Below are 25,391 nucleotides of genomic sequence, written 5' to 3'. Positions count from 1 at the left end.
GCATGCCCAGAATCCCCGCCATGCAGGCCGTCGTCGACGTCCTGGTCAGTGAGGGCGTCGACACCGCGTTCGGCTGCCCCGGAGCCGCGATCCTCCCGCTGTACCACGCGATGCAGGACAGCGGTATCGAGCACCTGATCGTGCGCCACGAAGAGGGCGCGACCCATATGGCCGACGGCTGGGCGAGGACCACCGGCAACGTCGGCGTCGCGATCGGCACCTCCGGGCCGGCCGGGACGAACATGATCACCGGCCTCTACACCGCGCAGGCCGACTCGATCCCGATCCTGTGCATCACCGGGCAGGCCGACTCGCGGAAGCTGCACACCGAGGCGTTCCAGGCCGTCGACATCGTCGAGATCGCCAAACCGGTGACGAAATGGGCCGTGCAGGTCAAGGAGGCGGCTCAGCTGCCGTGGGTGTTCCGGGAGGCGTTCCGGATCGCGCGGTCCGGCCGTCCGGGGCCGGTGCTGATCGACCTCCCGATCGACGTCCAGCGGCAGGAGATCGAGTGGGACTCCAGTATCGATTCGCCGCTGCCGGTCACCAGGGCGACGCCGTCACCGGCCAGGGTCGAGCGAGCGCTGGACCTGCTGCTCGCCGCCGAACGGCCACTGATCCTCGCCGGTGGCGGCGTGGTGCTCGGCGACGCGAGCGACCGGCTGCGCACCGCGGCCGAACTGCTGGGCGTCCCGGTCGGCGTGACGTTGATGGGCAAGGGGAGCTTCCCCGAGGACCACGAACTGTTCGCCGGCATGGCGGGTATCCAGACCTCGCAGCGATGGGCGAACGCGGCCTTCCTCGAAGCGGATCTGGTGCTGGCGCTGGGCGCGCGGTTCGGTGACCGGCACACCGGTGACCTCGACGTCTACCGCGGGAACCGGAAGTTCATCCACGTCGACATCGAGCCGACGCAGCTGGGCAAGGTCTTCGGGCCGGATCTCGGCATCGTGTCGGACACGGGCGCTTTCCTGGACGCGCTGATCGAGGCGGCGTCGAAGCGTTCGCCGGCGCGGGATCGCGCGTGGCCCCGGCGGATCGGCGAGCTCAAGGAGAGCCTGCCGCGCCGCGAGGACTTCGAGGACACGCCGATCAAGGCGCCCCGGGTGTTCAAGGAGATCAACGAGTTCTACGGCGAGGACGCCTACTTCGTCACCGCGATCGGGCTCTACCAGATCTGGTCCGGGCAGTTCCAGCGTGCGCACAAGCCGCGGCACTACCAGGTGTGCGGCCAGGCGGGACCGCTCGGCTGGGAGATCCCGGCGGCGATCGGGGTCAAGAAGGCGAAACCGGAGGCCGAGGTCGTCGGCGTCGTCGGGGACTACTCGTTCCAGTTCCTGGTGGAGGAGCTGGCGGTCGCCGCGCAGTACGACGTCGGGTTCGTGCTGATCATGCTGAACAACGAGTACCTCGGGCTCATCCGGCAGGCCGAGACCGGGTACGAGATGAACTTCGAGGTCGACATCCACTACGACAAGATCGGCACGGACAACGTGAAGGTCATGGAGGCCTACGGCTGCTCCGGCACCCGCGTCACCGAGCCGGGCGAGATCCGGACGTCGCTCGAGTGGGCACGTAAGGAGGCCGAGCGGACGTCGCGGCCGGTGCTGGTGGAGATCATGATCGAACGCGAAGGGAACGCCGCGATGGGCAAGGCGCTCGACAGCGTCGTCGAGTTCGAACCGATCGCGGGCTGATGACGGTGTCCCGGCGGCCCGCCCGCCGGGACACCGTCATCCAATCAGGCCTTGCTCTGATCGTTGCTCAGCCACTTCTCCGGCCGGACGCGGACCAGCACGGAGTTGTCGCTGAGCGCGCCGTCGACGTACTTCGTGCCCTCTTCGCCGGGCAGGTAGCGGTGCGCGATCTTCAGCGCCTGCTCCCTGGTCGGCGGCGCGTCGTTGGCGATGACCGGACCCTCGGCCGTCACGTACTTGTAGGGGAAGGTCTCCGTCTGGGCGACCAGGCTGAGCCTGCCCGCCTTCTTGATCGCCTTGTCCTTGACCGAACCGCCGTCCATCCAGATCAGGAGTTCGCCGCCGGGCTCGTAGTCGTACCAGACCGGCACGGCCAGCGGGGCCCGGCCTTCCCGCTCCACGGCCAAGACCCCGATGTGGACCTCGCTCAGGAAGGCTTCCCGTTCTTCGGCGGTCATGACGAAAGACGACATCCGTGTCTCGCTTCTCTCGGTTGGTGATCTACGAGAAGCCACAACGCGGCCTGTCTTCAGGACATTCCGGGCGCTCGGACTCGTGAGTGGTAAGGACGGTTAGAACCGTCCTTACCACTCACGAGGCGTTACGGGGTCGGGGAAGTGGTGGTGCTGGTCGGGCTCGTCTCACCGGTGTTCTCGGCAGGCGTCGAGGACGGCGGCGCGGAAGACGTGCTGGACGGAGGAGGCGTCGTCGAGGACGGAGGCGTGCTCGAAGGCGGTGTCGACGAGGGAGGTGTCGACGAAGGCGGGGTGCTGGTCGGCTTCGAGGGCGAAGTGCTGCTCGGCGGCGTGGTGCTGCTCGGCGGGAGCGACGTGCCGGGCTGCGGGGTCGGCGGCGGCGTGGTCGTGCCGGGCGGGGGTGTGCCGGGCAGGGTCGGCACCGGGACCTCGCCGCCGGGCGTGCCGGCGGCGACGTCCGCGGAGTCGGGCGCACCCACGGGCACCTGGCTGTCCGGCGTGGTCGCGACGCCGCCGCGGTAGGCGACCGCCCAGCGGATCACGGTGTCCACATAGGACAGTGAGTGGTTGTAGCGGTACACGGCCACGCGCTGGGTCTGCTCGGATGTCAGGTCGACGCCGCCGGAGCAGAGGTACCGGCCCGAGGCCAGCGTCGCGTCGTAGATGTTGTTCGGGTTCGACTCGCCGTCGCCGTTGCCGTCGGAGGCGTAGCCCTTCCACGTCGACGGGATGAACTGCGTCGGGCCCACGGCGCGGTCCCACACCGTGTCGCCGTCGTACTTGCCGCCGTCGGTGTCCGGGATGGCCGCGAACGGCCCGGCGCCGTTGAGCTGCGGACCGAGGATCGGTTCGAGGGTGTTGCCCTTCGCGTCGACGTAGCCGCCGCGCGCGTGATTGGACTCGATGCGGCCGATACTCGCGATCAAAGCCCAGTCGATGTGACAGCCGGGCAGTTCCTTCGCGAGGATGTCGGCCGCGTTCTTGTACGCCTTCATCATGCTGGCGGGGATGCCGAGCGCGCCCGACGGCGCGAACGCGCCGCCGACGTTGCCGCTGTGGCCGGGGACGGTCAGCGGGTCCGGCGTGGGTGGCTGGGGGAGGCTGCCGTCGACGGCGATCTCCGGGACCGTGCCCGCGGGCGGCTGCCAGGCCGACGCCTGGTTCTGCGGTGCGGCCGGTTTCGGCGCGGCGATCGGGGCGTCCGGGCCCGCCGACGCGGTGACCGCGGGCAGCACGGCGAGCGCACCACCGGCGAGCGCGAAGGCCGTCCGGTGCCGGGCGGACAACTTGTCCGTCTGTCGAGGGCGGTGCTTCGGCATGTTCTCTCCCGCTAGGTCGACTCCGGGCAAAACTATCCGATACAACCGAATTTCGGGGACGACGCAACGAAAAACCCGCGAACCTGTCGAGTTTTCGTCCGCCCGGCACAAGACCTTCGTAGTGAAGTTGTCAATTTCACGCTGAGTTCACCGAACCGTCAGCAGAATCCTCGACCGCTCCGCGAGGGTGGTCTGAACCGCGTGCAAAGAGTCCTTTGCACAATCGCCTTTGCACGGCTACGGTGGAGCCATGACCGGTCCACCGCCACCCGAAGAGATCGCCGACGCCGCCGTGCTGAAGGCGGTGATGCACCCGCTGCGTCGCCGGATCATGGAGGCGCTGGGCCGCGGGCCCGCGACGGCGACGAAGCTGGCCAAGGAACTGGGCGAGAGTTCGGGCGCGACCAGCTACCACCTGCGGGAACTGGCGAAATACGACTTCGTCGACGAGGCGCCGGAGCTCGCGCACGGCAAGGAGCGCTGGTGGCGCGCCCGTCCACGCGACATCCGCTGGCCCCGGCACAGCGAGCAGAACGACGAGATGCGCGCCGTGTTCGACGAGGCGCAGCGCGCCGCGTTCACCGAGGACCTCGAACAGCTGGCGCGTTTCCTCGAGCGGCGCGGTGAGCTGGGCGAATGGGGTGACGCGCTGGTGTTCTCCCGTGGCTCGGTCCACCTGAACCTCGAAGAGCTCAAGGAGTTCTTCGACGAGTACCTGGACCTGCTGCGCCGCTACTGGCGGCCGGAACCGGGCCCGGACGCGCGGAAGGTGCTCGTGCGCTGGACCGCGTTCCCGGACGCCGACGGGGAGGTGAGGGAAGGGAAGTGAACAACCGGTGGGAGAGCGGCCACTCGACCACCGGTGTCGCGTCACCACGCCGGACGGCGTGTCTTCACGAACGACTCCACAGACAAGGGGGAGCAGCATGCTGCTCTGGAAGAGAACCGCGGCCGTCTGCGCCGTGGCCGGCCTGCTCGCGGCGGGGACCGCGACGGCCGCGCAACCGCCGGACGGGGCATCCCGGCCGGACGCCACCATCCGCTACACCGAATACGGCATCCCGCATATCGTCGCGGACGGCTGGGTGAATCTCGGCTTCGGGCAGGGGTTCGCCGCGGCCAAGGACAACATCTGCGCGATCGCGGACGTCGCGATCACCACGCGGGCCGAGCGTTCCCGCTGGCTGGGGCCGGACGCGCCGCCGACGAGCGGGGTGAGCCAGGCGAGCACGAACCTCGCGAGCGACCTGTACTTCCAGGGGCTGAACGAAAGCGGGGTGATCGAGCGGCTCCTGTCGGCGCCCGCGCCGCGCGGGCCGTACCGGGAGGTCCGCGAACTGATCCGCGGCTACGTCGAGGGGGTCAACAAGTACCTCCGCACCGGTGAGATCACCGATCCGGCCTGCCGGGGCGCCGGCTGGCTGAAGCCGATCACCGAACTCGACGTCCACCGGCACAGCCATGCGGTCGGCATGATCTTCGGACAGGGCGGTGTCGCGGACTCGATCACCGCGTCGCTGCCGGGTGCCCCGCCCGCGGGCGGCGGTACCGAACAGATGCTCGGCGAGACCGGGATCGGCAGCAACGCGATCGCGATCGGCTCGGCCGCCTCGGCGAACGGACGCGGCGTCTCGCTGGCCAACCCGCACCTGCCGTGGCAGCTGAGCGGGACCAGGCTGTGGCAGTCGCAGCTGACGCTGCCCGGCAAGCTGAACGTCAGTGGCGCCGGTATCCCCGGCATTCCGCTCATGTGGCTGGGGCACAACGAAACCGCCGCATGGAGCGGCACCGCCACCGACACGACTCGTACGTACACGCTGTTCGAGCTGAAGCTCGTGCCCGGCTCGCCGACGACGTATCTGGTCGACGGGAAGCCCGAGCGGATGCGCCGCCACGACGTGAGTGTCCTGTCGCGCAAGGCCGACGGTACCTTGGAGCGGGTTGTTCGTCCACAGTGGACGACGCGGTACGGCCCGGTGGCGACCCGGCTCGGGCAGCGGGAACTGCCGTGGACGACGTCGGCCGCGTTCGCCATCGCGGACGCCAACGCCACGAACCTCGGCATGACGAACTCGATGTTCGCGATCGCCCGCGGCCGGACGGCGGGGGAGATGATCGGCGCGGTCCGCGAGACGCAAGGGCTGCCGTGGATGAACATCCTCGCCACCGACGACCGGGGCCGGGTGGAGTTCAGCCAGATCCACGGGGTCCCGCACGTCACCGACGAGAAGGCCGCGCGCTGCAACACGCCGCTGGGCAAGGAAATGTTCGAGGCTGACGGCGTCGCGGTGCTCGATGGCTCCAAGATTGCCTGCGCGTGGGGCCGGGATCGCGACGCGCTGCGGCCTGGGGTCTTCGGCCCGTCCAGCCTGCCGAGTCTGAGCCGCACCGACTACGTGGCGAACTCGAACGACAGCTACTGGCTGCCCAATCCCGCGGTGCCGAAGACCGGTTTTCCCAGGATCGTGGGCCCGGTCCGCTACGAACAGAACCTGCGGACGCGGGGCGGCTTCGTCGAGATCGCCGATCAGCTGAAGAAGGGCGGCTTCACGGGGCAAGCGATGCGGGACCTGATGTTCTCGCACCGGGACCACGCCGCCGAACTCGTCCGTGCCGACGTCGTCGCGATGTGCCGGACGATGCCGGGAATGGGGGCCGCGTGCGCCGCGCTGGCGGATTGGGACGGCCGTTCGGACGTGGACAGCCGGGGCGCGCTGCTGTTCGACCGGTTCTGGGCCGCTGTGGATCGAATGGGGCCGTCGATCTGGAAGGTCCCGTTCGACGCCAAGGATCCGGTCCACACGCCGAACACCCTCGACACGGGTGTCGCGGCGATCCGCGAGGCGCTTTCCGGTGCCGTCGCGGAGCTGCGAGCGGCGAAGATCCCGCTCGACGCGCCGTACGGAGACAATCACTACGTCGTCCGTGACGGCCGGAAGATCCCGCTGGGCGGGGGAACCGCGGGCCGAGGTGTCTACGATTCGCTGGGCGGGCCGTGGGATCCGGCCCGTGGGTACACCGAGTTCACGCACGGCGGGACGTATCTGCACGTCGTGGCGTTCAACGGGACCGGGTGCCCGGACACGACGACGCTGCTGACCTACTCGCAGTCCGCGAACCCGGAGTCCGCGCACCACGGCGACCAGACGGAGCTGTACTCGCGTAAGCAATGGGTCACCGAACGGTACTGCGAGAAGGACATCCTCGCGTCGCCGTCGCTGGAGGTCGTCCGGGTGAGCAGGCGATGATCGCGGCACTGCTCGCGGCCGTCGTGGCGGTCTCGTCACCGCTGCCCGCCGCGACTCCGGACGGCGAAGCCTCGTTCACCAGCCACGGGGTCACCCTGCGGGGAACGGTGGTCGAGCCGGAGGGCGGCGGTCCGGCACCGGGCATCGTCATGGTGCACGGATCCGGCGAACACGACCGGGACGACTACCGCGCCGAGGCGGAATCCTTCGCCAAGGCGGGGATCGCGACCCTGATCTACGACAAGCGGACCGAGGGCTATTCGCTGTTCGAACGGGACTACTCGGTCCTGGCGGACGACGCTCTTGCCGCCGTCCAGGCGCTGCGATCGCGTCCGGGGGTGGATCCGTCCCGCGTCGGCGTGTGGGGCCTGAGCGAAGGAGGCTGGGTCGCGCCGCTGGCGGCGTCGAAGTCGAAGGACGTCGCCTTCGTGGTCACCGTCGGTGCCAACGGCGTTTCGCCCGATCGTCAGCAGTCGTGGGCCTTCGAGACCTACCTGCGCCGCGGCGGGGTCACCGGTTCGATGGTGGACATGGTGTCGTCGACGAACATGCGCACCCTCGCGGGCGCGGGCGTGTTCCCCGAGGCCGGATACGACCCGGTTCCGGTGCTGGAGAAGGTGCGGCAGCCGGTGCTCGGTCTGTGGGGTGAGCTGGATCGGCTCACCCCGCCCGGCGAGGCCGTCCGGATCTTCCGGGAGACGCTGGACCGAACCGGGAACCGGCAGTACACGCTGAAAGTGTTCCCGCAGGCCCAACACGGGCTCCGGCGGACCACCGACGGTTTCGACAAGCTCGACGGCTTCGCTCCCGGCTACCTCGACCTCGTCGCGAACTGGGTGAATGGAGCGAAGGCCGGCCCGTCCGCCGACCCGCCTCCGGTCCAGGCGAGCCAAAGCGCCGCGTTGGCGCCGCTCGCCTGGTACGAGGCGCCGTGGGTGCAGATCGGGGTCTGGGCGCTGGCGCTGCTGGCGTTCGCGGCCTACCCGGTGACAGCGTTGTTCCGCCGTCGCAAGGAGGTTCCGCTCGCCAGGCCCGCGCGCTGGCTGACGTCGGCCGGTCTGCTCGGCACGGTGGGATTCCTCGTCTACTACGTCGTGCTGACGACGGGGGCGGCGATGGCGCCGGGACCGGTCCTTTTCGGACGGACGTTGCCGTGGCTCGCGCTGCAGCTGATCGCGGTGGGGGTCGTCGCCGCCGGGGCGGCGACCGCGGTCTCGTGGTGGCGGAAGAAGGAACGCGGGGGAGTGCGCGTCGGCCTGCTGCTGGCCGGAGCCGTGCTGTTCGTCCCGTGGGCCGTCCATTGGGGACTGCTGGTGCCGTGAAATGAGCCTGGGTGCCGGGCGGCCACCCGGCACCCAGGCGAACGGAAGTCGCGTCACCACGCCCGAGGGCGTGTCTTCACGAACGGACCTCCGGGTCAGAAGATACTCAGGACCTCGGGGTGACGGCGAACCGACGCAGTTCCAGCGCCGGGTTCTTGGCGCGTACCTCGGAGATCCGCTCGGCGGAGACCTCGCCGGTCGCGGTGCCCGTGCGCTCACCGAGCGAGGCGACTACGACGCCCATCGGGTCGACGATCATGCTGTGGCCCGAACCCGCCGGCGCGGCCTGCCCCGCCGCGACGAGGTAGATCGTGTTCTCGATCGCCCTTGCCCTGACCAGGGTGGTCCAGTGGTCCTCCTTGAGCGGACCGGGCATCCACTCGGCGGGCAGCAGCACCGCGTCCGCGCCCGCGTCGACCAGGCGGCGGGTGACCTCCGGGAACCTCAGGTCGTAGCAGGTCTGGAGACCGAAGGTGATCCCGTCGACCTCGAACGTCTCCGGGGCTTCGATGTCGCCGGGCCGCACCAGTTCCGATTCGCGGAAACCGAAGGCGTCGTACAGGTGCAGCTTGCGGTAGAGCGCGGCGATCGCGCCGTCGGGGCCGGCCGCGACCAGCGTGTTCGAGATCCGCTCGCCGCCGGGGAGCGCTTCGTTGATGCCTGCGACGACGGTGATCCGCCGGTCCTTGGCGAGGCCGCGCAGTTCGGTGACGAACGGTCCGTCGAGTTCTTCGGCCGAGGTCACGAATTCCCGGCTCATCGTCGGTACGGTGAACAGCGAGTACTCGGGCAGGACGACCACCCGCGCACCGCGGTCGGCCGCTTCGCCGACGAGGGAGGCGACTCGGGCGAGGTTGGCCTCTTTGTCGTTGCCGGGCGCGAACTGCGCCACCGCGACGTGCACCATGGGACCCCTTCCAATAAGTGGAACTCTTGTATACATGATGGATACTTGGCTGGTCCAGGTGTAGGCTCTGTCGCGGAAAGTGACGGAATAGAGGGGGAACGAGATGACTGTGACCGCCGAAGGGGGCGGCCCGGCGCGCGAGCGGGTCTACACGTGGCTGCGCGACGGAATCATCTCGGGTGAGCTGGAAGGCGGCCGGTTCCTCGACGAAATGTGGGTTTCCGGCGTCGTCGGCGTCTCCAGGACCCCGGTGCGCGAGGCGTTCCACCGCCTGGCCGCCGAGCGGTTCATCAGCCTCCTGCCCCGCAAGGGCGCGCAGGTGCGCACGGTCACCGCCAGGGAACTGGAGGAGGTCTACCAGAGCAGGCGGCTGATCGAAGGGCACGCCATCGCCGCGCTCTGCGCGAACCGGGCGGGCGCCCCCGTCGAGCTGCCGGAACTCATCGAAGCGATGGCGAACTCCGGCGCCGAACGCGACTGGTTCGCCGTATCCGGGTTCGATCGGCGGTTCCACCGCGCCATCGTGAACGCCGCGGGCAACACCGTCCTGACCGAGCTGTACGACACGCTCCGGTCACGGCAGCAGCGGGTCACGGTCCGCGCGCTGGAAGCCCGCCCGGAACGGCTGACGGTGATCAACAAGGAACACCGGGCGCTGGTCGCCGCCCTGAACGACCACGACGCCAAGGAAGCGTCGCGGCTGCTGGAGGAGCATCTGCGCCCGGTGTCCGAAGTGATGTCGGCGCTGCCTCAGGAGGGCTGACCCGGCTGGTCGTGCGTCGAGCAGTGGATCCCGCCGCCGCCCGAGGCGATGACGGGGATCTTCACCGGCACGACCTCGCGGCCGGGGAACTGCTCGCGCAGGATCCGCTGGGCGCGCTCGTCCGCCTCGGTGTCGCCGAATTCCGGCATGAAGACCGACTTGTTCGCGACGTAGAAGTTGGCGTACGAGATCACGCTGTCCTCGCCGTAGCCCTCGACCTTGCCCGGATCCGGCTGGGTGAGCTCGATGACCTCGAAGGGCCTGCCGTCGGCGTCGGTGGTGCTCGCGAGCACCGACCTCGCCTGGTCGGCCGCGCGGGACCACGAATCGGGCGGCGTGCCGGGGGCCGCCTTGTCCAGGAGGACGACGCCGGGCGCGGCGAACCGGGCCAGGCAGTCGACGTGGGCGTCGGTGATGTCTTCGCCGCGTACGCCGGCGAACCAGATGACCTTCCGGACGCCGAACACCTTCTTCAGTTCGTCTTCGATCTCCTGGCGGCTCCTGCCCTTGTTGCGGTTGTCGTTGACGAGCGAGCTTTCGGTGACCATCAGGGTGCCCGCGCCGTCGGTCTCGAATGCGCCGCCCTCGGCGGTGATCCAGGTTTCGGTGCGGGCCAGGCCGTACTTGGCCAGCACGGACTTCGCGACGGCGTTGTCGTTGTCGTGCGGCTTCTGTTTGTTCCCCCAGCCGTTGAAGTTGAAGTCGACGCCCGTGACCTTGCCCGCCTCCTCCACGAAAACCGGGACGGTGTCGCGCGCCCACAGGTCGTCGACCGGGATCGGGACGACCTCGACGGTGTCGCCGCACGCCTGCCGAGCGGTGTCGGCGTGCTCGGGCCCGGCGAGGAGCACCACCGGTTCGAAGTCGGCGATCGCCTTGGCCAGACCCGCGATCTCCTCGCGGACGGCGGGGAGATCCTCCGCCCAGATGGACTTCGACGCAGGCCAGGACAGGTAGGTGCGGGCGTGACTTTCCCATTCGGCGCCCAGCCTGCGGGCCGCCGCCGCGCCGGCGGCGGGTTCGGATGAGCATCCCGCGTTCCCGGCGGCGACGGCGCCGACCGCTGTCACCGCGCGCAGGACCGTGCGACGGGGAAGGGACGAATCGAACACTCTGCACTCCTTGGTCGGGCCGATGAAAACACGATAGCATCCTGACTGAAAATTCAGTCAGGATGCCGTCGCTAAGGTGATCACCCGTGTTCGAACGTCAGCAGAAGATCTTGGAAGCGGCCGTGCGGGTGATCGCACGCAGCGGTGTGCGTGGCCTGCGGGTCGAGAAGATCGCGGCGGAGGCCGGGATCTCGACGTCGCTGATCTACTACCACTTCACGAACCGCGCCGGGCTCCTGCGGAAGACGCTGGAGTTCGTCAGCGATCGCGCCGCGGCGTACACCGAGGAGGCCGCGGCCGAGGCGGCGGACCCCCGCGCCGAACTGGAACTCCTGCTGTTCGGTGAACTTCAGGACACCCAGGCCGTGCGGGAGAACAGCACGGCCTGGGGCGAATTGCGGGCCAGCGCCGTCTTCGCCCCGGAACTGCGTGAACCGCTGGCGGAGTCGACCCGGATCTGGGTGGGCGAAGTCGCCGAGGTGATCGGACGTGTCGACGGTGCCGGGGTCGACGCCGAGGACGCCGCGGAACGGCTCACCGGGCTCGTCGAAGGACTCAGTGAGCGGTGGCTTTCTGGTTCGATGGACCTGGACAGGGCGCGGGACCTCCTGCGAGGTGCGATCGCGCTGGAACTGGACAAGGCGGGGGGCTGATGGGACTCGAAAAGGTCGTCGGCGTCATGCGCGACAACCTCACCGTCCGGCGCGTCTACGGCGAGCCCGTCGAGAAGGACGGCGTCGTGGTCGTCCCGGCCGCGAGCGTGATCGGCGGCGGAGGCGGCGGGCACGGCTCCGAACAGGACAAGGAGGGCGAGGGTGGCGGTTTCATCCTCGCCGCGCGACCTGTCGGCGCGTACGTCCTCAAAGGTGGCGAGGTGCGCTGGGTCCCGGCGGTGGACGTGAGCTTCCTCGGTGCGGTGTTCGCGATCATGGTCGCCGTGATCCACCGGCGCCGGCGAGGATCAGATCGATCCCGGTGAGGAACTGTTCCCGGTCGTCGTGATCGCGCGCGTCGCCGGCGATGGACCGGAGGAAGGGGAATTCGCCGGGATCGAGCTCCTCCCAGGCGTTCGCCGCCGCGTGGAGGAATTCGGCGCGGTCCACTCCGGGCCCGAGCACCCGGGAGTTCGCCGCGTTCTGGCCCGCGGCGCCGAAGATGTAGTGCACCAGCGCCGAAGTCGCCGTGAACCAGGTGGTTTCGGGGACGCCCAGCGCGCTGACCCGCTGTCCGATGCCTTCGAAGATCCGCGGCGTCACCGAACCCCAAGGGCTGCGGGAGAGTTGTGCGGCGAGCTGCGGGGAAAGCCACGGGTGCCGCTCGATCGCTTCGAACAGACCGAGTCCGATGGCCCGGATCTCGTCCTCCGGTGAGCCGTCGGCCTCGACGCTCAGCGCGGTCGCGATGACGGACGCGGTCGCGGCGTCGAGCAGCGCACCCTTGTTCGGCACGTGCCAGTAGATCGCCCCGGGGCCGGTGGCGAGGCGTTCGGTCAGCGTCTTGAAGGTCAGTCCTCGCTCGCCCGCCGCGTCGAGGAGTTCGACGGCGGCTTCGACGATGCGCTCGCGGGTCAGTGCCTCCGCGCGTGCCCGTGGTGCCATGTCGCTCATCCTGACAGAGCGAGGATCGCCATCGAGCGGACGCGGACCGGCGGCTTTCGGGTTAGTTTCCCTGTATGGCGAAAAGCTCGGCGGTGGAGATCGAGGTCGGCGACCGGACGGTGCGCGTCTCGAACCCGGATCGCGTCTACTTCCCGGCACGGGGCGAGACCAAGCTCGACCTCGTCCGGTACTACCTCGCCGTCGGCGACGGGATCGTGCGGGCGCTGCGGGAGCGGCCGTGCATGCTGCACCGGTTCCCGTCCGGCGTTTCGGGGGAGAAGGTCCATCAGAAGCGGGTGCCGAACGGCGCTCCCGACTGGTTGCAGACCGTCCGCGTCGACTTCCCCTCCGGCAGACACGCCTACGAGCTGTGCGTCACCCATCCCGCGGACGTGATCTGGGCGGTGCAGATGTCGACCGTCGAGTTCCACCCGTGGAACTCCCGCCGCGCCGACACCGAACGCCCTGACGAGTGGCGGATCGACCTCGATCCGATGCCCGACTGTCCGTTCTCCACCGTGCGGAAGGTCGCCGGCACGGTCCGCGAGATCCTGGACGAACTGGGGATCATCGGCTGGCCGAAGACCTCCGGCGGGCACGGCCTGCACGTCTACGTCCGGATCGAGCCACGCTGGGGTTTCCAGGAGGTCCGCCGGGCGGCGCTCGCCTTCGCGCACGAGGTCGAGCGCCGGATGCCCGACGAGGTCACCACCACCTGGTGGCGCAAGGACCGAGACCCTTCGAAGCTGTTCGTGGACTACAACCAGAACGCGCGCGACCACACCATCGCGAGCGCGTACTCGGTTCGCGGCGTGCCCGAAGCCGTCGTCTCGACCCCGATCCGGTGGGACGAGATCGACGATGTCGAACCGCGTGAGTTCACCATCGCCACCGTGCCCGCGCGCTTCGCCGAACTCGGCGACCTGCACGCGGGCATCGACGACACGGCGTACTCGCTCGACACCCTGCTCGAGTGGGCGGATCGCGAAGGCCTCGACGCCGACTGACTTCCCCGCATTTAGTCCTCTAAATGCGGGCCGGGTGGGGTCGAGTGAGGGTTGCGAAAGCCACTTTCGCAACGTTGAAGGTTGCGAAAGTGGCTTTCGCAACGTGCCCTGCCCCCGTGAAGCCCGCACCTCACCTCGGCGCCGACTTCGGCTGTAGCGAAAGCCACTTTGGAGACACCTGGTGTCCCGAAAGTGGCTTCGCGACGCGGGCGAGCCCGCGACCCTCCGCATTTAGAGGACTAAATGCGGAGGGTAGGGCTCACTTGCCGACGTAGGCCGCCAGGTGTTCACCGGTGAGCGTCGAAGCGCTCGCGACGAGGTCGGACGGCGTGCCCTCGAAGACGATCTTGCCGCCGTCGTGGCCGGCGCCAGGGCCGAGATCGATGATCCAGTCGGCGTGCGCCATGACCGCCTGGTGGTGCTCGATCACGATCACGGATTTGCCCGCGTCGACGAGCCGGTCCAGCAGGCCGAGCAGGTTCTCGACGTCGGCGAGGTGCAGACCGGTGGTCGGCTCGTCGAGGACGTAGACGCCGCCCTTGTCACCCATATGCGTCGCGAGCTTCAGCCGCTGCCGTTCGCCACCGGAAAGCGTGGTGAGCGGCTGGCCGAGGCTGAGGTAGCCGAGCCCGACGTCGTCGAGCCTGCTGAGGATGGCGTGTGCGGCCGGGATGCGCCCATCGCCCTCACCGAAGAACTTCACGGCCTCGGAGACCGGCATTTCGAGCGCTTCGCTGATGTTCTTGCCGCCGAAGGTGTACTCCAGCACCGACGCCTGGAACCGCTTGCCGTCGCATTCCTCGCAGGTCGTCGCGGTGCCCGCCATGATGCCGAGGTCGGTGTAGATGACGCCCGCGCCGTTGCAGTTCGGGCAGGCACCCTCGGAGTTGGCGCTGAACAGCGCGGGCTTCACGCCGTTGGCCTTGGCGAAGGCCTTGCGGATCGGTTCGAGCAGACCGGTGTAGGTGGCCGGGTTGCTCCGCCGCGAGCCGCGGATGGGGGTCTGGTCGACCGAGACCACGCCTTCGGCGGCGGGGATGGAGCCGTGGATCAGCGAACTCTTGCCGGAACCCGCGACACCGGTGACCACGCAGAGGACGCCGAGCGGGACGTCGACGTCCACGTTCCGGAGGTTGTGGCGGTCCGCGCCGCGGATCTCCAGTTTGCCGGTCGGCTTGCGGACGCTGTCCTTGAGCGACGCCCGGTCGTCGAGGTGCCTGCCGGTGATGGTGTCGCTGGCGCGCAGGCCTTCGACGGTGCCTTCGAAGCAGATCGTCCCGCCCGCGGTACCCGCGCCGGGCCCGAGGTCGACGACGTGGTCGGCGATGGCGATGGTCTCCGGCTTGTGCTCGACGACCAGCACCGTGTTGCCCTTGTCGCGCAACTGCTGGAGCAGGTTGTTCATCCGCTGGATGTCGTGCGGGTGCAGCCCGATGGTGGGTTCGTCGAAGACGTACGTGACGTCGGTGAGCGAGGAACCCAGGTGCCGGATCATCTTCGTGCGCTGCGCCTCGCCGCCCGAAAGCGTGCCGGACGGCCGGTCGAGGGAGAGGTAACCGAGCCCGATGTCGACGAACGAGTCGAGGGTGTGCAGGAGCTTCTCCAGCAGCGGCGCCACCGACGGCTCCTTGAGTCCGCGGACCCAGTCGGCGAGGTCGCTGATCTGCATCTTGCCGGCGTCGGCGATGTTGATCCGCTTGATCTTCGACGAGCGCGCGAGCTCGCTGAGCCTGCTCCCGTCGCATTCGGGGCAGGTGGCGAAGGTGACCGCCCGGTCGACGAACGCGCGGATATGCGGCTGCATCGCCTCGCGGTCCTTGGACAGGAACGACTTCTGGATCGTGGGGATCAAACCCGAGTAGGTCAGGTTGATGCCCTCGATCTTGAGCTTGACCGGCTCCTTGTACAGCAGGTCGTTCATCTGCCGCTTGGTGTACTTCTTGATCGGCTTGTCGGGGTCGAAGAAGCCGCAGCCGCGCAGGATGCGGCCGTACCAGCCGTCCATGGAGAAGCCGGGGATCGTCAGCGCGCCCTCGTTGAGGGACTTCGTGTCGTCGTACAACGCGGTGAGGTCGATGTCGTTGACCTGCCCCCGGCCTTCGCAGCGGGCGCACATGCCGCCGGTGATGCTGAACTCGCGGCGCTCCTTCGTGGTCCGCCCGCCCTTCTCGACGGTCACCGCGCCCGCGCCGGAGATCGACGCGACGTTGAAGGAGAAGGCCTGCGGGGAGCCGATATGCGGCTTCCCGAGCCGGCTGAACAGGATGCGCAGCATGGCGTGGGCGTCCGTGGCGGTGCCGACCGTGGAGCGCGGGTCGGAGCCCATCCGCTGCTGGTCGACGATGATCGCGGTGGTCAGGCCGTCGAGCACGTCGACCTCGGGCCGGGCCAGCGTCGGCATGAAGCCCTGCACGAAGGTGCTGTACGTCTCGTTGATCAGCCGCTGCGATTCGGCCGCGATCGTGTCGAAGACCAGGGAGCTCTTACCTGATCCGGAAACCCCGGTGAACACCGTCAGCCGTCGCTTCGGCAGCTCGACGGCGACGTTCTTGAGGTTGTTCTCGCTCGCGCCCAGCACCCGGATCAGGTCGTGGCTGTCGGCGGGGTGCTGCTCGGGCGGCTGCGGCCGGGTGGTCTTGCGCATCTTCTCTCCATCCTCAGGGGGGCCGCGTGTACTGACCGTCAGCCTCACCGGGCTCGATCTAACCAGCTTCGAGCCGTTCGTCCTCGACGATGGTCACGCTAGGTGAGTTCGGGCGTCTTGTGCTTCTCGATTCCTGATCCGTCTTCGCGAAGCAGGGGCGCGAGGAGCATCTCGCCCTCGGGCCACGGCCCGTGCGCTCCGGTGAGGTGCCCGACGAGACCGGCGTCGGCGAACTCGGCACCCCAGCTTCCGGCGAAGGATCGCGCGCGGGCCGGGGTCATCCAGCGGTCGTTCGCGCTCGCGGCGACGACGGCCGGGAACGGGAGCCGCAGGCGGGGGATCGGGCCGAACCCGGCCAGCGCGGGCTCGGGATTCTCCTCGACGTCGGGAGGAGTGACGAACAGGGCGCCGCGCACGGGGCGGTCACCCCCGGCGGCGAGCCAGTGCAGCACGGTCAGGCAGCCGAGACTGTGCGCCACCAGCACCGGAGGGGTGGTCGTACCCGCGAGCGCCTCGTCGAGTCTCGCGACCCAGTCCTCGCGAACCGGCGAGTCCCAGTCGTCCTGCTCGAACCGCCTCGACCCCGGATAGCGGTCACACCACACCGACTGCCAGTCCCCGGGCTCCGGGCCGAACCATCCGTCCACGAACAGAAGTGCCATGGGCACCAGTATTCAGACGCTCCAGCCCTCGCTCTTCGTCGCCTTCAGATAGTCCTCGACCGGCGGGCCGACCGGCCTGCCCTCGTACTGCGTCGACAGCACCACCGACGACCGGAGCTCACCGTGTTTGCCCAGCCGTTCGAAGAGGCCTTCGAGGTGTTCGAGCGACACGGCCCGCACCTTCAGCATGGTGCAGCGGTCGCCGCTGAGCCGATGCAGCTCCACCACCTCGGGATAGTCCTCCGACTTGCTGGTGCGCAGCAGGCAACTGCCGAGCGAGCAGCGCATCTCGACGAACGCCTGCAGGCCGTACCCGGCACGGTGGGCGTCGACCTGGGCGCGATACCCGGTGATGACACCAGCCTCCTCCAGCCGCCGGACCCGTTCGGCGACGGCGGGGGCGGAGAGGTTCACGCGGCGGCCGAGTTCCTTGAACGAGAGCCGCCCGTCGCTCTGGAGCGTTTCGAGGAGCCGCCAGTCGAGGTCGTCCAGCGCCCTTTCCGATCGTAAGGTCATACCGCCCGGATTCCTTCCATCCAGTGCCTCGTACCCCCGCGAGGCCTTCGTCAGCCTATTCGCCGCGGCGCCCGGAATCCTTAGGTTTGAATCATGAAACCGATGTTGGCGCTCTTCATGGGCGTCGCCTGCCTCAGTACCGCCGTCGTCGGCCTGTCCACCACGGCGGCATTGATCGTGGCCGAGCACGCCGGCGCCGCGTGGAGCGGGCTGCCGAGCGCCGTGCTGGTACTCGGTTCCGCGGCGGGTTCGCTGTGGTCCGGGGCGCTGGCCGCCCGTTTCGGCAGGCGGCTCGTCCTGGTACTGATGTACGGCGCCGCGGTGGTCGGCGCGCTGATCTCCTTCGCCGGCGTGCTCGGCGGATCCGTGCTCGCGCTGGTGGCGGGGATGCCCTTGATCGGCTTCGGCAACAGCGGCGCACAACTGTCCCGCTACACCGCCGCCGACCTGTCGCCCGAGCACCGCAAGGGATTCGCACTGTCCACAATGGTCTGGGCGGGGACCGTCGGCGCGGTCGCGGGGCCCGCGCTGATCGCACCGGCCGCGGCGAAGGCGGAAGCCGCGGACCTGCCCGCCCTGTCCGGCCCGATCGTGGCGGGCGCGATCGTCGTGGCCATCGCCGTGGTAGCCGTCGCCACTCTGCCGCGAGGCCTCGCCGCTCCGGCGGAAGGGGTGCCGAAGCGGGAACGGATGTCCGTGCGGAACCCGGCCATCTTCGGGCCGCTCGTGGCGATGGTCGGCGCGCAGCTGGCCATGGTGGCGGTGATGACGATGACACCGGTCCAGCTGCACCAGCACGGTCAGGGACTCGACGTCGTCGGCTGGGTGCTGAGCGCCCATCTGGCCGGGATGTTCGCGCTGGCGCCGTTGTCCGGCTGGATCGCCGACCGCTGGGGCGGCCGCGCGACCATCTTCGGCGGGATCGGCACGCTCACCGTCGCGGCGGTGACGGTCATCGGCGCTCCCGATTCGCATCACGTGGGAATCCCGGTCGCGCTGTTCCTGCTGGGCTACGGCTGGAACCTGGTGTTCGTCGGCGGCAGCAGCCTGCTCAGCCGCGATCTCCCGCCCGCGCAGCGGACGAGGGCACAAGGCACCGTCGACGCCTTCGTCTGGGGGACCTCGGCCGCGGCGAGCCTGCTCGCCGGGCAGCTGTTCGGCCTGGGTGGATACGTTCTGGTCGCCGTCGCGGGGGGATTGTGCGCACTCGCTCCGCTCGCGGTGATCGGCCGCCGGGTGCCCGCGCCGGAACCCGTCGAAGAAGCCGGGCTCCGCTGATCTGCGAAACCCGGGGCCTGCCGTCATACTGCTTCACTCCGACACGAACGAACCCGTGATGACGCAGATCACGTGGGTGACCGATTCGGAGGGTCCTAGGGTGAAAGCAGACAAGGTGCGGGAGATCGGGGGTGCACGATGAGCGAGTTCGCGGTGAATCTGCGGGACCGGGTACGGCAGGCGAGGGAGGACGTCCAGATCGCCAAACAGGCCTCGGACGAGGACAGGGCCTCGGCCGTCGGCGCCGATCTGGCCAACCTGGAGCGGCTGGCCGCCGAGCACGGCGTCGAACTTCCGGAGCAGTCATCGGGTGACGTCCGGGCGTGACCCCGGGTTCCCGGCCGGTGATCGGGCTTTGACACCCTGGGGTGTGTGACCGCAAGCCTGAACCGGATCCGCGCCTTCCTGGCGGACCGTGAGCCGCCGACACCGTGCCTGGTCGTCGACACCGACCTGGTCGCGGAGCGTGCGGCCGCGGTCTCGGCGGCGTTCCCGGACGCGCTGATCCGCTACGCGGTCAAGGCGAATCCGGCTCCCGAGGTACTCGACGCCGTGGCGTCGGCCGGCGCGGGATTCGACGTGGCGGGCACGGCGGAGATCGAGCTGTGCCTGTCCCGGGGCGCGTCGGCGGAAGACCTGGCGTACGGCAACACGATCAAGAAACCGGCGGACATCGCCTTCGCCCACCGGCGCGGGATCCGTGAGTTCACCACGGATTCCGCCGGTGATCTGGCGAACCTGGCCGAGCACGCGCCCGGTTCGCTGGTCTCGGTCCGTCTCCTGACCGGCGGCCCGGACTCGGTCACGCCGTTCGGGCACAAATTCGGGTGCGAGCCCGCGGTGGCCGCCGTCCTGCTCCGCCAGGTCGCGGAAGCCGGGCTGCGGCCGGGGATCGCGTTCCACGTCGGCTCGCAGCAGCCGGATCCGGCCGCCTGGGAGATCGGGATCGCGACCGCGGCCAAGGTCGCCGCCGACGCCGGCGTCGTACTGGAGCGGCTCAACATCGGCGGCGGGTTCGCCACCGAGCACCGGGAGCCCGTGCCGTCGCTGACGGACTACGCCGCGGTGATCCATGACGCCCGCCGCGAGCATCTACCGGGGCCGGAGTTGCTGCTGGAGCCCGGTCGCGTGATCGTCGGTGACGCCGGGCTCATCAGGACCGAGGTCGTCCTGGTGACGACCCGCGCCGCCGCCGACGAACGCCGCTGGGTCTACCTCGACGTCGGCAGGTACAACGGAATGGCGGAGTGCGAGAACGAAGCCGTCGCGTATCGGCTGGAGGCCGTCGGCGTCAAGGGACCGCAAGGACCGGTGGTCCTCGCGGGGCCGACCTGCGATGGTGACGACGTGCTGTACCAGCGGACGCCGTGCGCGCTGCCGCTGTCGTTGAAGGCGGGCGACCGGCTGGACATCCCGGGCACCGGTGCGTACACCGCCAGCTATTCGTCCATCGCGTTCAACGGAATCGAGCCGTTGCGTACTTATTGTGTGGGGAGGTTCGCCGATGCCGGGTGAAGTACCACTTGTCGGCCGGTTCGCCGGCCGCCACGTACTCGCGGAGTTCGAGGGGATCGAGCCGTCGTTGCTCGACGATGCCCTGCTCCTCAAGAAGACACTCGCCGAAGCGGTGACCGAGGCGGGGGCGACGGTCTGCGAAGTCGTGTCGCATTCCTTCGCCCCGCAAGGGGTCACCGTGCTCGCGCTGCTGGCGGAATCGCACGCGTCGGTGCACACCTATCCGGAGATCGGTTCGGTGTTCGTGGACGTGTTCACCTGCGGGGACCGGGCGGATCCGGAACGCGCGGTCGCACTGCTGGCGAAGATGCTGGGCGCCGGGACCGTCCGGATGTCCACCGTGGAACGAGGAGAGAACTGATGGCGCAGCGAGTGATCGTCGAGCCGATGGGCGCGGGGCTCACCCGGAACTGGGACGTCGAGGAGGTCCTGTTCGAGGGCCGCACCGCGTTCCAGAACGTCCTCATCGGACGGACCGCGCAAGGGATCTCCCTGTTCTGCGACGACGAACGGCAGAGTACCGAGCTGAGCCAGCTCGTCTACCACGAAGCGCTGATGCTTCCCTCGCTGCTGCTCGCCGAGCGCGTCGAGCGGGTGCTGATCATCGGCTCCAGCGAAGGGGTCGCCTCCGAGCTCGCGGTCGCCGCGGGCGCCGAAGTGGTCGACCACGTCGACATCGACGCCGAGGCGGTGCGCGCCTGCGCCGAGCATCTTCCTTACGGCTACACCCTCGACGATCTGGCCCGCGCCGAGCGCGGGGAGGGGAAGATCCGGATCCACTACCGCGACGGCTGGGAGTTCCTCGCCGAGGCGCGTGAGCGCGGGGACTCCTACGACGTGGTCGTGATCGACCTGCCGGACGAGAACGACGATCCCGAGGCCCAGCACAACCGGTTGTACGGTACCGACTTCCTGACCAGGTGCACGGAACTGCTCACCGACGGCGGAGTGGTCGGCTGTCAGGCGGGCTGCCCGACGTTGTGGCGCAACCAGACGCTGATCTCGTCGTGGCGCCGGTTCACCGAGTCGTTCGGGACCGTTCTCTACTACGGTTCGGACGAGCACGAGTGGGCGTTCCTGAGCGGCAGGGCCGACGCTCTCGAAGATCACGGCGCGCTCGTCGCGGAAAAGCTCGGCAAGGCGGGAATCGGAGAGTCCACAATGGACGAGGACGCGCTGAGGGCGAACACGGTCCCGCCGTTTTCCTTGCGGCGGAACTGAGAGTCCGTCGCCGTTATCCCACCGAGATCAACGGTGGTCGCCGTGCGTGACGCCGTCGGTGCAGGATCCTCCATCTGGTCGTTGCCGCTGGTCGCGGTGGGGGCCAGAATCGCTCGGGTGAGCAGCTGGCGAGCGGACCGGGAACCCGCGGTCTGTGCCGCCTTCGCGAGTTTGACCGCGAGTGTCGCGGAAGACCTCGGACCGGATCGGGTGGTGGACACCTTGTCCAGCGAATGCGCGCGCCTGCTCCCGATCGATTCCACGGAGATCTTCCTGCCGGGCCTGGAACTCGAACGTCATCCCGCGGTGGTGGCGGAAGGGCCCGCGCGTGAGTCGTTCGAAACCGGGAACGACATCGCCGTTCACGATCTTTCCGCGGAGGCTTCGCGCTGGCCGGGTTATGCCGCCAGGATGGCGGGGCAGGGCTACGCCGCGGTTTCCGCGCTGCCGCTGCGGGCGATGGACGAAACCGTCGGCGCGATCGCCTTCCTCAGTGCCGAAACCGTGGTCCTGAGTGCCGAAGACCGCCGTCTTGGCCGGGCGCTCGCCGACGTCGCGACGTCGTGTCTCCTGCAGCAGCGGGAGTTGCGCCACTATCGGACGCTTTCGGAGCAGTTGCAGACCGCCCTCGACAGCCGGGTCGTCATCGAACAGGCGAAAGGCATGCTCGCCGAACGCGGCGGTGTCGACGTCGGCACCGCCTTCCATCGCTTGCGTTCCTTCGCCCGCGGTACGAACAGGAAGCTGGCGGAGGTCGCGCGTGGCATCGTCGATGGCACGCTGGACACCCGGGAACTCCGGCCGCGAGACCGGTGAGGACCGCCGGAACCGGCGCGCGGACGCCGGTAGGGCCGTTGGTCACCGGAACCGGGGACTTGTCCCGGGCGACGCGCGACCGTGCGGCCCTAGGGGCCGAGGGGGTAATCGGAAAGGCTTCACGCAGCAGAAGGGTGCGGTGAAGTCATGGCGTTGCTGGGAAGTCTGCGTGGGCGGGGCCGGTCGGTGCGGCCGAGCCTGCTTCCGTTGCTGGAACTGAGGTCCGCGGCGCTGGCACTGCGGTCCGGGCATGGGCTGGCGCCCACCGGGGCGGGGACGGTCTGCTTCGTCGCGGAAGGCCGGCCGAGCCGGGGGACGGATGCGGAGATCGTCGCCGGGCTCGCCGGGGATCCCGTCCGCCGTAACGTCGTCGATCACGACGCGGTCGGGCGGACGATCGTGCGGTGCTGGCGGGAGAACGGTGATCTCGGCTGGTTGCTCGACGACCTCGCCGACGTCAACGAGCGGTTGGCTCAGGCCGGGTTCGCGTCCTGGTTGCTGCACACGACGGTGGACTTCGCCGAGCTGCGGGACATGCGTCATCCGAAGCTGACCATGGTCTACCGGCGGGAGCGCGGCACTTTCTACCCGTACGCGCCTCGCGGATCCCGGGGCAGGGACCGGGCGATGGAACTGAAGATCCGCTCGTCGCTGACCCGGATCGTGCCGATGGAGTCCGACATCGGCCGATGGCGCCCGGTGTGACGGGCGCCCGCCAGGTCAGCCGGGTGCGCCGCTGAGCCAGCCGCGTAGTCGCTGGACGCGCCGGTCCCGCGGGTTCCACCCCGGGAGACGACGTCGCGACCGCGTGGCCAGGGCCGCGCCGTCGAGATGCCGGATGGCGGTGAGGACGTCGTCGAGCAGCGAGGCGTGCGTATCGGGTTTCGTCACCACCCTCGGCGGCCGCTCGGGTTCGGCCGCGACCCGATCCCGGCGCGGGACGACGTGCGTGCCGGGACGGCGGCGGGTCTCGCAGATTCTCGTGGTCACGTCCCGGTCACCCTTCCCCGCGCTCTCGGTCCGGTCGTCACGTACGACGATGAGCCACGGAGGGCCGTTCCGGTCACCGCCGAAGGTTGTGCCCTCGAGGGCACAAAGACCCCACTCGGTCGCCAGGCGGGTACGGCGGGTCACGGGTTGGCCTCGAAACGATGGCCGGGGCCGGAGCCGGTGGGACAATGCGCCGGTCTCCAACCGGACCACCCCGTGCGCCTGGACGGAACTCACGTGCTTGAAGCCGTAACACGCGTGATTGAAGCCGTAACACGCGTGATTGAAGCCGGAAGACACGGTGCGATCCGGCTTCGGGTGTGTTGCGCCTCCAAGCACGCGAGTTCCGCCTTTGATCACGCGAGTTCCGTCTCCAAGCACGTGTGTTCCGGCTCCAGACACGCGAGACCCGCGAATTCGCACCCGGGTGAATGCGGCCGCTGGCGGGATCGATTTCCGGGAATCCGCCGGACAATGGTCCGGCGAGACCACGATCGACGGAGAAGGTGCATGCCGAACCCGACCTCCCCGCGGCCCGTGCCCGCTCCGACGACACGACCGATCCGGGTGCTGCTCGTCGAGGACCACAAGATGGTGGCGGAAGCGCTGGGCGCGGCCTTCGAGGAGTTCCCGGAGATCGACCTGGTGGCGTCGGTGGAGTCCTTGGCGCACGGGATGATCGCGGCAGGGGAGCACCATCCCGACATCGTGCTGCTCGATCGGCGGCTGCCGGACGGAGACGGGATCGAGGCGATCGCCGGGTTCCGCGCGATCTCGCCCTCGAGCAGGGTGCTGGTGCTGACCGGTGACGCCAACAGCGCCATCGCCGCCAGGATCCTGGAGGTCGGCGGGGCCGGGCTGCTGCTGAAGTCCGGGCTTCTCGACGAACTGGTCACGGCGATCCGGACCATCGCGGCGGGCGACGTGGTCATCGACCCCGAACTGCTCAGCGGCGCGCTGGCCATGCTGGCGGGCGGCCCGGGCAGGCTGGGGCCGGTACTGACCCTGAGGGAACGACAGGTGCTGGGGCTGATCGCCGAAGGGGCGGGAACCGACCGGATCGCCGAAGAGTTGCGGCTGGCGCGGAACACCGTGCGGAATCACGTGCAGCGGATCCTGGTGAAGACCGGGACCCATTCGAAACTCGAAGCCGTGGCGCACGCGCGCAAGAACGGCCTCCTCGAACGGCCGTAGCGGCGAGACGTATCCGAGTGCCAAGCTGCACTATGGCCATGCTGCCATCGGAACAGGCGCCTGATCACCGCAGCGCTGTGCTCTTCGAGTTGTTCATGCACAGCGTCGTCGATTACGCCATTTACCTGCTGGACGTCGAGGGCAGGGTGATCAGCTGGAATCCGGGTGCGGAGCGGATCAAGGGCTATTCCGGGGAGGAGATTCTCGGCCGTCATTTCTCGGTTTTCTACACCGAGAACGACGTCGACGGCGGCAAACCCGCCTCGGAACTGCTGATCGCCGCCGAAATGGGGAGCCACGAGGACGAGGGCTGGCGCGTCCGGCGCGGCGGCGAGCGGTTCTGGGCCAACACCGTGATCACCGCCTTACGGGACGAACAAGGCGACCTCGTCGGTTTCGGCAAGGTCACCCGTGATCTCACCGAACGCCGGAAAACTCAGGAGGAAAGGGCCGAACGCCGCCAGGCCTTCGCGCATTTGGTCCGGGCACAGGAAACCGAACGTCGCCGTATCGCGTGGGATGTTCACGACGATTCCATTCAGTCGATGATAGCGGTGAGCATGCGGTTGCAGATGCTCGCCGCGCAACGGCGGGATCCCGCGTTGAAGCAACTCGACGAAGCGATTCAAGGGGCGATTCGGCGGTTGCGAATCCTCGTCGCCCAATTGCGGCCGCCCGCGTTGAACGACGAGGATCTGATCGCTTCCGTCCGCGACTACCTCGACGAGGTCGTCGCGGGCTGGGGCCTCGACTGCACGCTGCGGCACGATCTCGCCGTCAGGCCGCCGCCCGATCTCGTCGTCACCGCCTTCCGGATCCTGCAGGAGGCGTTGGTGAACGTGCGTAAGCACGCGAACGCCACGTCGGTCGTGGTCTCGCTGACCGGACAGGACGGCGGTCTGCTGGTGACGGTCGCCGACGACGGCGACGGGATGAAACCGGACGGCGAGAGTGGGCACGAATCGTTGTCGGGCGAGCACATCGGCATGGCGTCGATGCGAGAACGTGCTGAAGCGGCACAAGGCTGGTTCCGGATCTCCAGCAGACCCGGCGAAGGTACGTCGGTGACCTTCTGGATCCCGCTGGGTCCTCCCCGCGGGTAGCCA

The 25,391-nt window shown here is 69.0% G+C and carries 26 protein-coding genes; 17 read left to right on the top strand and 9 right to left on the bottom strand.

The genetic code is table 11. The features are described from left to right. The first annotated feature begins 2 nt into the window (after positions 1-2). Complete coding sequence (gene gcl / locus ACZ3HL_RS36765; RefSeq protein WP_465411624.1) at positions 3-1,697, top strand: glyoxylate carboligase; 1,695 nt, start codon at positions 3-5, stop codon at positions 1,695-1,697. A gap of 44 nt (positions 1,698-1,741) precedes the next feature. Here the strand turns inward: gcl and ACZ3HL_RS36760 are convergent, their stop codons facing one another. Beyond that, positions 1,742-2,170, bottom strand: coding sequence for a pyridoxamine 5'-phosphate oxidase family protein (locus tag ACZ3HL_RS36760; RefSeq protein ID WP_465411623.1), 429 nt, complete (start codon positions 2,168-2,170; stop codon positions 1,742-1,744). A gap of 128 nt (positions 2,171-2,298) precedes the next feature. Further along, complete coding sequence (locus tag ACZ3HL_RS36755) at positions 2,299-3,492, bottom strand: lytic transglycosylase domain-containing protein (RefSeq protein ID WP_465411622.1); 1,194 nt, start codon at positions 3,490-3,492, stop codon at positions 2,299-2,301. A gap of 250 nt (positions 3,493-3,742) precedes the next feature. Here ACZ3HL_RS36755 and ACZ3HL_RS36750 point away from each other — a divergent pair, with 250 nt between their 5' ends. From ACZ3HL_RS36750 to ACZ3HL_RS36740, 3 genes are all read left to right on the top strand, one after another. Then, the gene (locus ACZ3HL_RS36750) at positions 3,743-4,321 is read left to right on the top strand and encodes an ArsR/SmtB family transcription factor (RefSeq protein ID WP_465371954.1); all 579 of its coding nucleotides are present in this window, start codon (positions 3,743-3,745) and stop codon (positions 4,319-4,321) included. Positions 4,322-4,418: 97 nt separating this feature from the next. Further along, entirely contained in the window at positions 4,419-6,740 is a 2,322-nt protein-coding gene (locus ACZ3HL_RS36745) for a penicillin acylase family protein (RefSeq protein WP_465535982.1), read from the top strand. Continuing rightward, positions 6,737-8,062 (top strand): alpha/beta hydrolase family protein, encoded by a 1,326-nt coding sequence (locus tag ACZ3HL_RS36740; RefSeq protein WP_465535980.1) that lies wholly within the window; start codon positions 6,737-6,739, stop codon positions 8,060-8,062. The genes ACZ3HL_RS36745 and ACZ3HL_RS36740 overlap by 4 nt, the downstream gene beginning before the upstream one ends. Before the next feature lie 106 nt (positions 8,063-8,168). Here the strand turns inward: ACZ3HL_RS36740 and ACZ3HL_RS36735 are convergent, their stop codons facing one another. Further along, complete coding sequence (locus ACZ3HL_RS36735) at positions 8,169-8,969, bottom strand: carbon-nitrogen hydrolase family protein (RefSeq protein ID WP_465535978.1); 801 nt, start codon at positions 8,967-8,969, stop codon at positions 8,169-8,171. A gap of 103 nt (positions 8,970-9,072) precedes the next feature. On the opposite strand from ACZ3HL_RS36735, the gene ACZ3HL_RS36730 reads away from it, so the two are divergent. Next, a complete protein-coding gene (locus ACZ3HL_RS36730; RefSeq protein WP_465535977.1) occupies positions 9,073-9,732 on the top strand; it encodes a GntR family transcriptional regulator in 660 nt (219 codons plus the stop codon). Here the strand turns inward: ACZ3HL_RS36730 and ACZ3HL_RS36725 are convergent. Next, on the bottom strand, positions 9,720-10,844 hold the full coding sequence (locus tag ACZ3HL_RS36725; protein ID WP_465535975.1) for an agmatine deiminase family protein: 1,125 nt from the start codon (positions 10,842-10,844) through the stop codon (positions 9,720-9,722). The genes ACZ3HL_RS36730 and ACZ3HL_RS36725 overlap by 13 nt on opposite strands. A gap of 86 nt (positions 10,845-10,930) precedes the next feature. Between ACZ3HL_RS36725 and ACZ3HL_RS36720 the strand changes: the two genes are divergently transcribed. Together ACZ3HL_RS36720 and ACZ3HL_RS36715 are read left to right on the top strand one after the other, a co-directional pair. Next, positions 10,931-11,497 carry a TetR/AcrR family transcriptional regulator gene (locus ACZ3HL_RS36720; protein WP_465535973.1) on the top strand — a complete coding sequence of 189 codons (567 nt, stop codon included), beginning with the start codon at positions 10,931-10,933 and terminating at the stop codon, positions 11,495-11,497. Then, the gene (locus ACZ3HL_RS36715; protein WP_465411616.1) at positions 11,497-11,823 is read left to right on the top strand and encodes a sporulation protein; all 327 of its coding nucleotides are present in this window, start codon (positions 11,497-11,499) and stop codon (positions 11,821-11,823) included. Before ACZ3HL_RS36720 ends, ACZ3HL_RS36715 begins: the two co-directional genes overlap by 1 nt. Here the strand turns inward: ACZ3HL_RS36715 and ACZ3HL_RS36710 are convergent. Further along, positions 11,771-12,442 (bottom strand): TetR/AcrR family transcriptional regulator, encoded by a 672-nt coding sequence (locus ACZ3HL_RS36710; protein WP_465411615.1) that lies wholly within the window; start codon positions 12,440-12,442, stop codon positions 11,771-11,773. The two genes, ACZ3HL_RS36715 and ACZ3HL_RS36710, sit on opposite strands and share 53 nt — an antisense overlap. Positions 12,443-12,516: 74 nt before the next feature. On the opposite strand from ACZ3HL_RS36710, the gene ligD reads away from it, so the two are divergent. After that, the gene (gene ligD, locus ACZ3HL_RS36705) at positions 12,517-13,449 is read left to right on the top strand and encodes a non-homologous end-joining DNA ligase (RefSeq protein WP_465535971.1); all 933 of its coding nucleotides are present in this window, start codon (positions 12,517-12,519) and stop codon (positions 13,447-13,449) included. Between the two features lie 259 nt (positions 13,450-13,708). Here ligD and ACZ3HL_RS36700 read toward each other — a convergent pair whose 3' ends face one another. The 3 genes from ACZ3HL_RS36700 to ACZ3HL_RS36690 all read right to left on the bottom strand — a co-directional run bounded on the left by ACZ3HL_RS36700 (position 13,709) and on the right by ACZ3HL_RS36690 (position 17,271). Beyond that, entirely contained in the window at positions 13,709-16,093 is a 2,385-nt protein-coding gene (locus tag ACZ3HL_RS36700; protein WP_465535969.1) for an ATP-binding cassette domain-containing protein, read from the bottom strand. A gap of 98 nt (positions 16,094-16,191) precedes the next feature. Continuing rightward, the gene (locus tag ACZ3HL_RS36695) at positions 16,192-16,755 is read right to left on the bottom strand and encodes an alpha/beta hydrolase (protein ID WP_465535967.1); all 564 of its coding nucleotides are present in this window, start codon (positions 16,753-16,755) and stop codon (positions 16,192-16,194) included. A 12-nt stretch (positions 16,756-16,767) separates the two neighbouring features. Next, complete coding sequence (locus tag ACZ3HL_RS36690; RefSeq protein WP_465535965.1) at positions 16,768-17,271, bottom strand: Lrp/AsnC family transcriptional regulator; 504 nt, start codon at positions 17,269-17,271, stop codon at positions 16,768-16,770. A 93-nt stretch (positions 17,272-17,364) separates the two neighbouring features. On the opposite strand from ACZ3HL_RS36690, the gene ACZ3HL_RS36685 reads away from it, so the two are divergent. From ACZ3HL_RS36685 to pspAB, 7 genes are all read left to right on the top strand, one after another. Continuing rightward, the gene (locus ACZ3HL_RS36685; RefSeq protein WP_465535963.1) at positions 17,365-18,549 is read left to right on the top strand and encodes an MFS transporter; all 1,185 of its coding nucleotides are present in this window, start codon (positions 17,365-17,367) and stop codon (positions 18,547-18,549) included. A gap of 138 nt (positions 18,550-18,687) precedes the next feature. Then, the gene (locus ACZ3HL_RS36680; RefSeq protein WP_125683248.1) at positions 18,688-18,876 is read left to right on the top strand and encodes a hypothetical protein; all 189 of its coding nucleotides are present in this window, start codon (positions 18,688-18,690) and stop codon (positions 18,874-18,876) included. A 45-nt stretch (positions 18,877-18,921) separates the two neighbouring features. Next, positions 18,922-20,064 carry a type III PLP-dependent enzyme gene (locus ACZ3HL_RS36675; RefSeq protein WP_465535961.1) on the top strand — a complete coding sequence of 381 codons (1,143 nt, stop codon included), beginning with the start codon at positions 18,922-18,924 and terminating at the stop codon, positions 20,062-20,064. After that, the gene (speD, locus tag ACZ3HL_RS36670; protein ID WP_465411609.1) at positions 20,054-20,425 is read left to right on the top strand and encodes an adenosylmethionine decarboxylase; all 372 of its coding nucleotides are present in this window, start codon (positions 20,054-20,056) and stop codon (positions 20,423-20,425) included. The genes ACZ3HL_RS36675 and speD overlap by 11 nt, the downstream gene beginning before the upstream one ends. After that, entirely contained in the window at positions 20,425-21,285 is an 861-nt protein-coding gene (locus ACZ3HL_RS36665) for a spermidine synthase (protein ID WP_465535960.1), read from the top strand. Before speD ends, ACZ3HL_RS36665 begins: the two co-directional genes overlap by 1 nt. Positions 21,286-21,402: 117 nt before the next feature. Further along, positions 21,403-22,101 (top strand): GAF and ANTAR domain-containing protein, encoded by a 699-nt coding sequence (locus tag ACZ3HL_RS36660; protein WP_465535958.1) that lies wholly within the window; start codon positions 21,403-21,405, stop codon positions 22,099-22,101. 147 nt (positions 22,102-22,248) lie between these two features. Continuing rightward, positions 22,249-22,806: a PspA-associated protein PspAB gene (gene pspAB / locus ACZ3HL_RS36655; protein WP_465535956.1), complete on the top strand. Its 558-nt coding sequence runs from the start codon at positions 22,249-22,251 to the stop codon at positions 22,804-22,806. 15 nt (positions 22,807-22,821) lie between these two features. Here the strand turns inward: pspAB and ACZ3HL_RS36650 are convergent, their stop codons facing one another. Further along, positions 22,822-23,091: a hypothetical protein gene (locus tag ACZ3HL_RS36650; RefSeq protein WP_465411605.1), complete on the bottom strand. Its 270-nt coding sequence runs from the start codon at positions 23,089-23,091 to the stop codon at positions 22,822-22,824. Positions 23,092-23,601: 510 nt separating this feature from the next. On the opposite strand from ACZ3HL_RS36650, the gene ACZ3HL_RS36645 reads away from it, so the two are divergent. Together ACZ3HL_RS36645 and ACZ3HL_RS36640 are read left to right on the top strand one after the other, a co-directional pair. Next, positions 23,602-24,285, top strand: coding sequence for a response regulator (locus tag ACZ3HL_RS36645; RefSeq protein WP_465411604.1), 684 nt, complete (start codon positions 23,602-23,604; stop codon positions 24,283-24,285). A gap of 32 nt (positions 24,286-24,317) precedes the next feature. Next, the gene (locus ACZ3HL_RS36640; RefSeq protein WP_465535954.1) at positions 24,318-25,388 is read left to right on the top strand and encodes a PAS domain-containing sensor histidine kinase; all 1,071 of its coding nucleotides are present in this window, start codon (positions 24,318-24,320) and stop codon (positions 25,386-25,388) included. The last annotated feature ends 3 nt before the right edge of the window (positions 25,389-25,391 follow it).

Source organism: Amycolatopsis sp. NPDC000009 (assembly GCF_055563465.1).
Note: the sequence above shows the minus strand (reverse complement) of the source record. Positions and strands in the feature narration are given on the sequence as shown.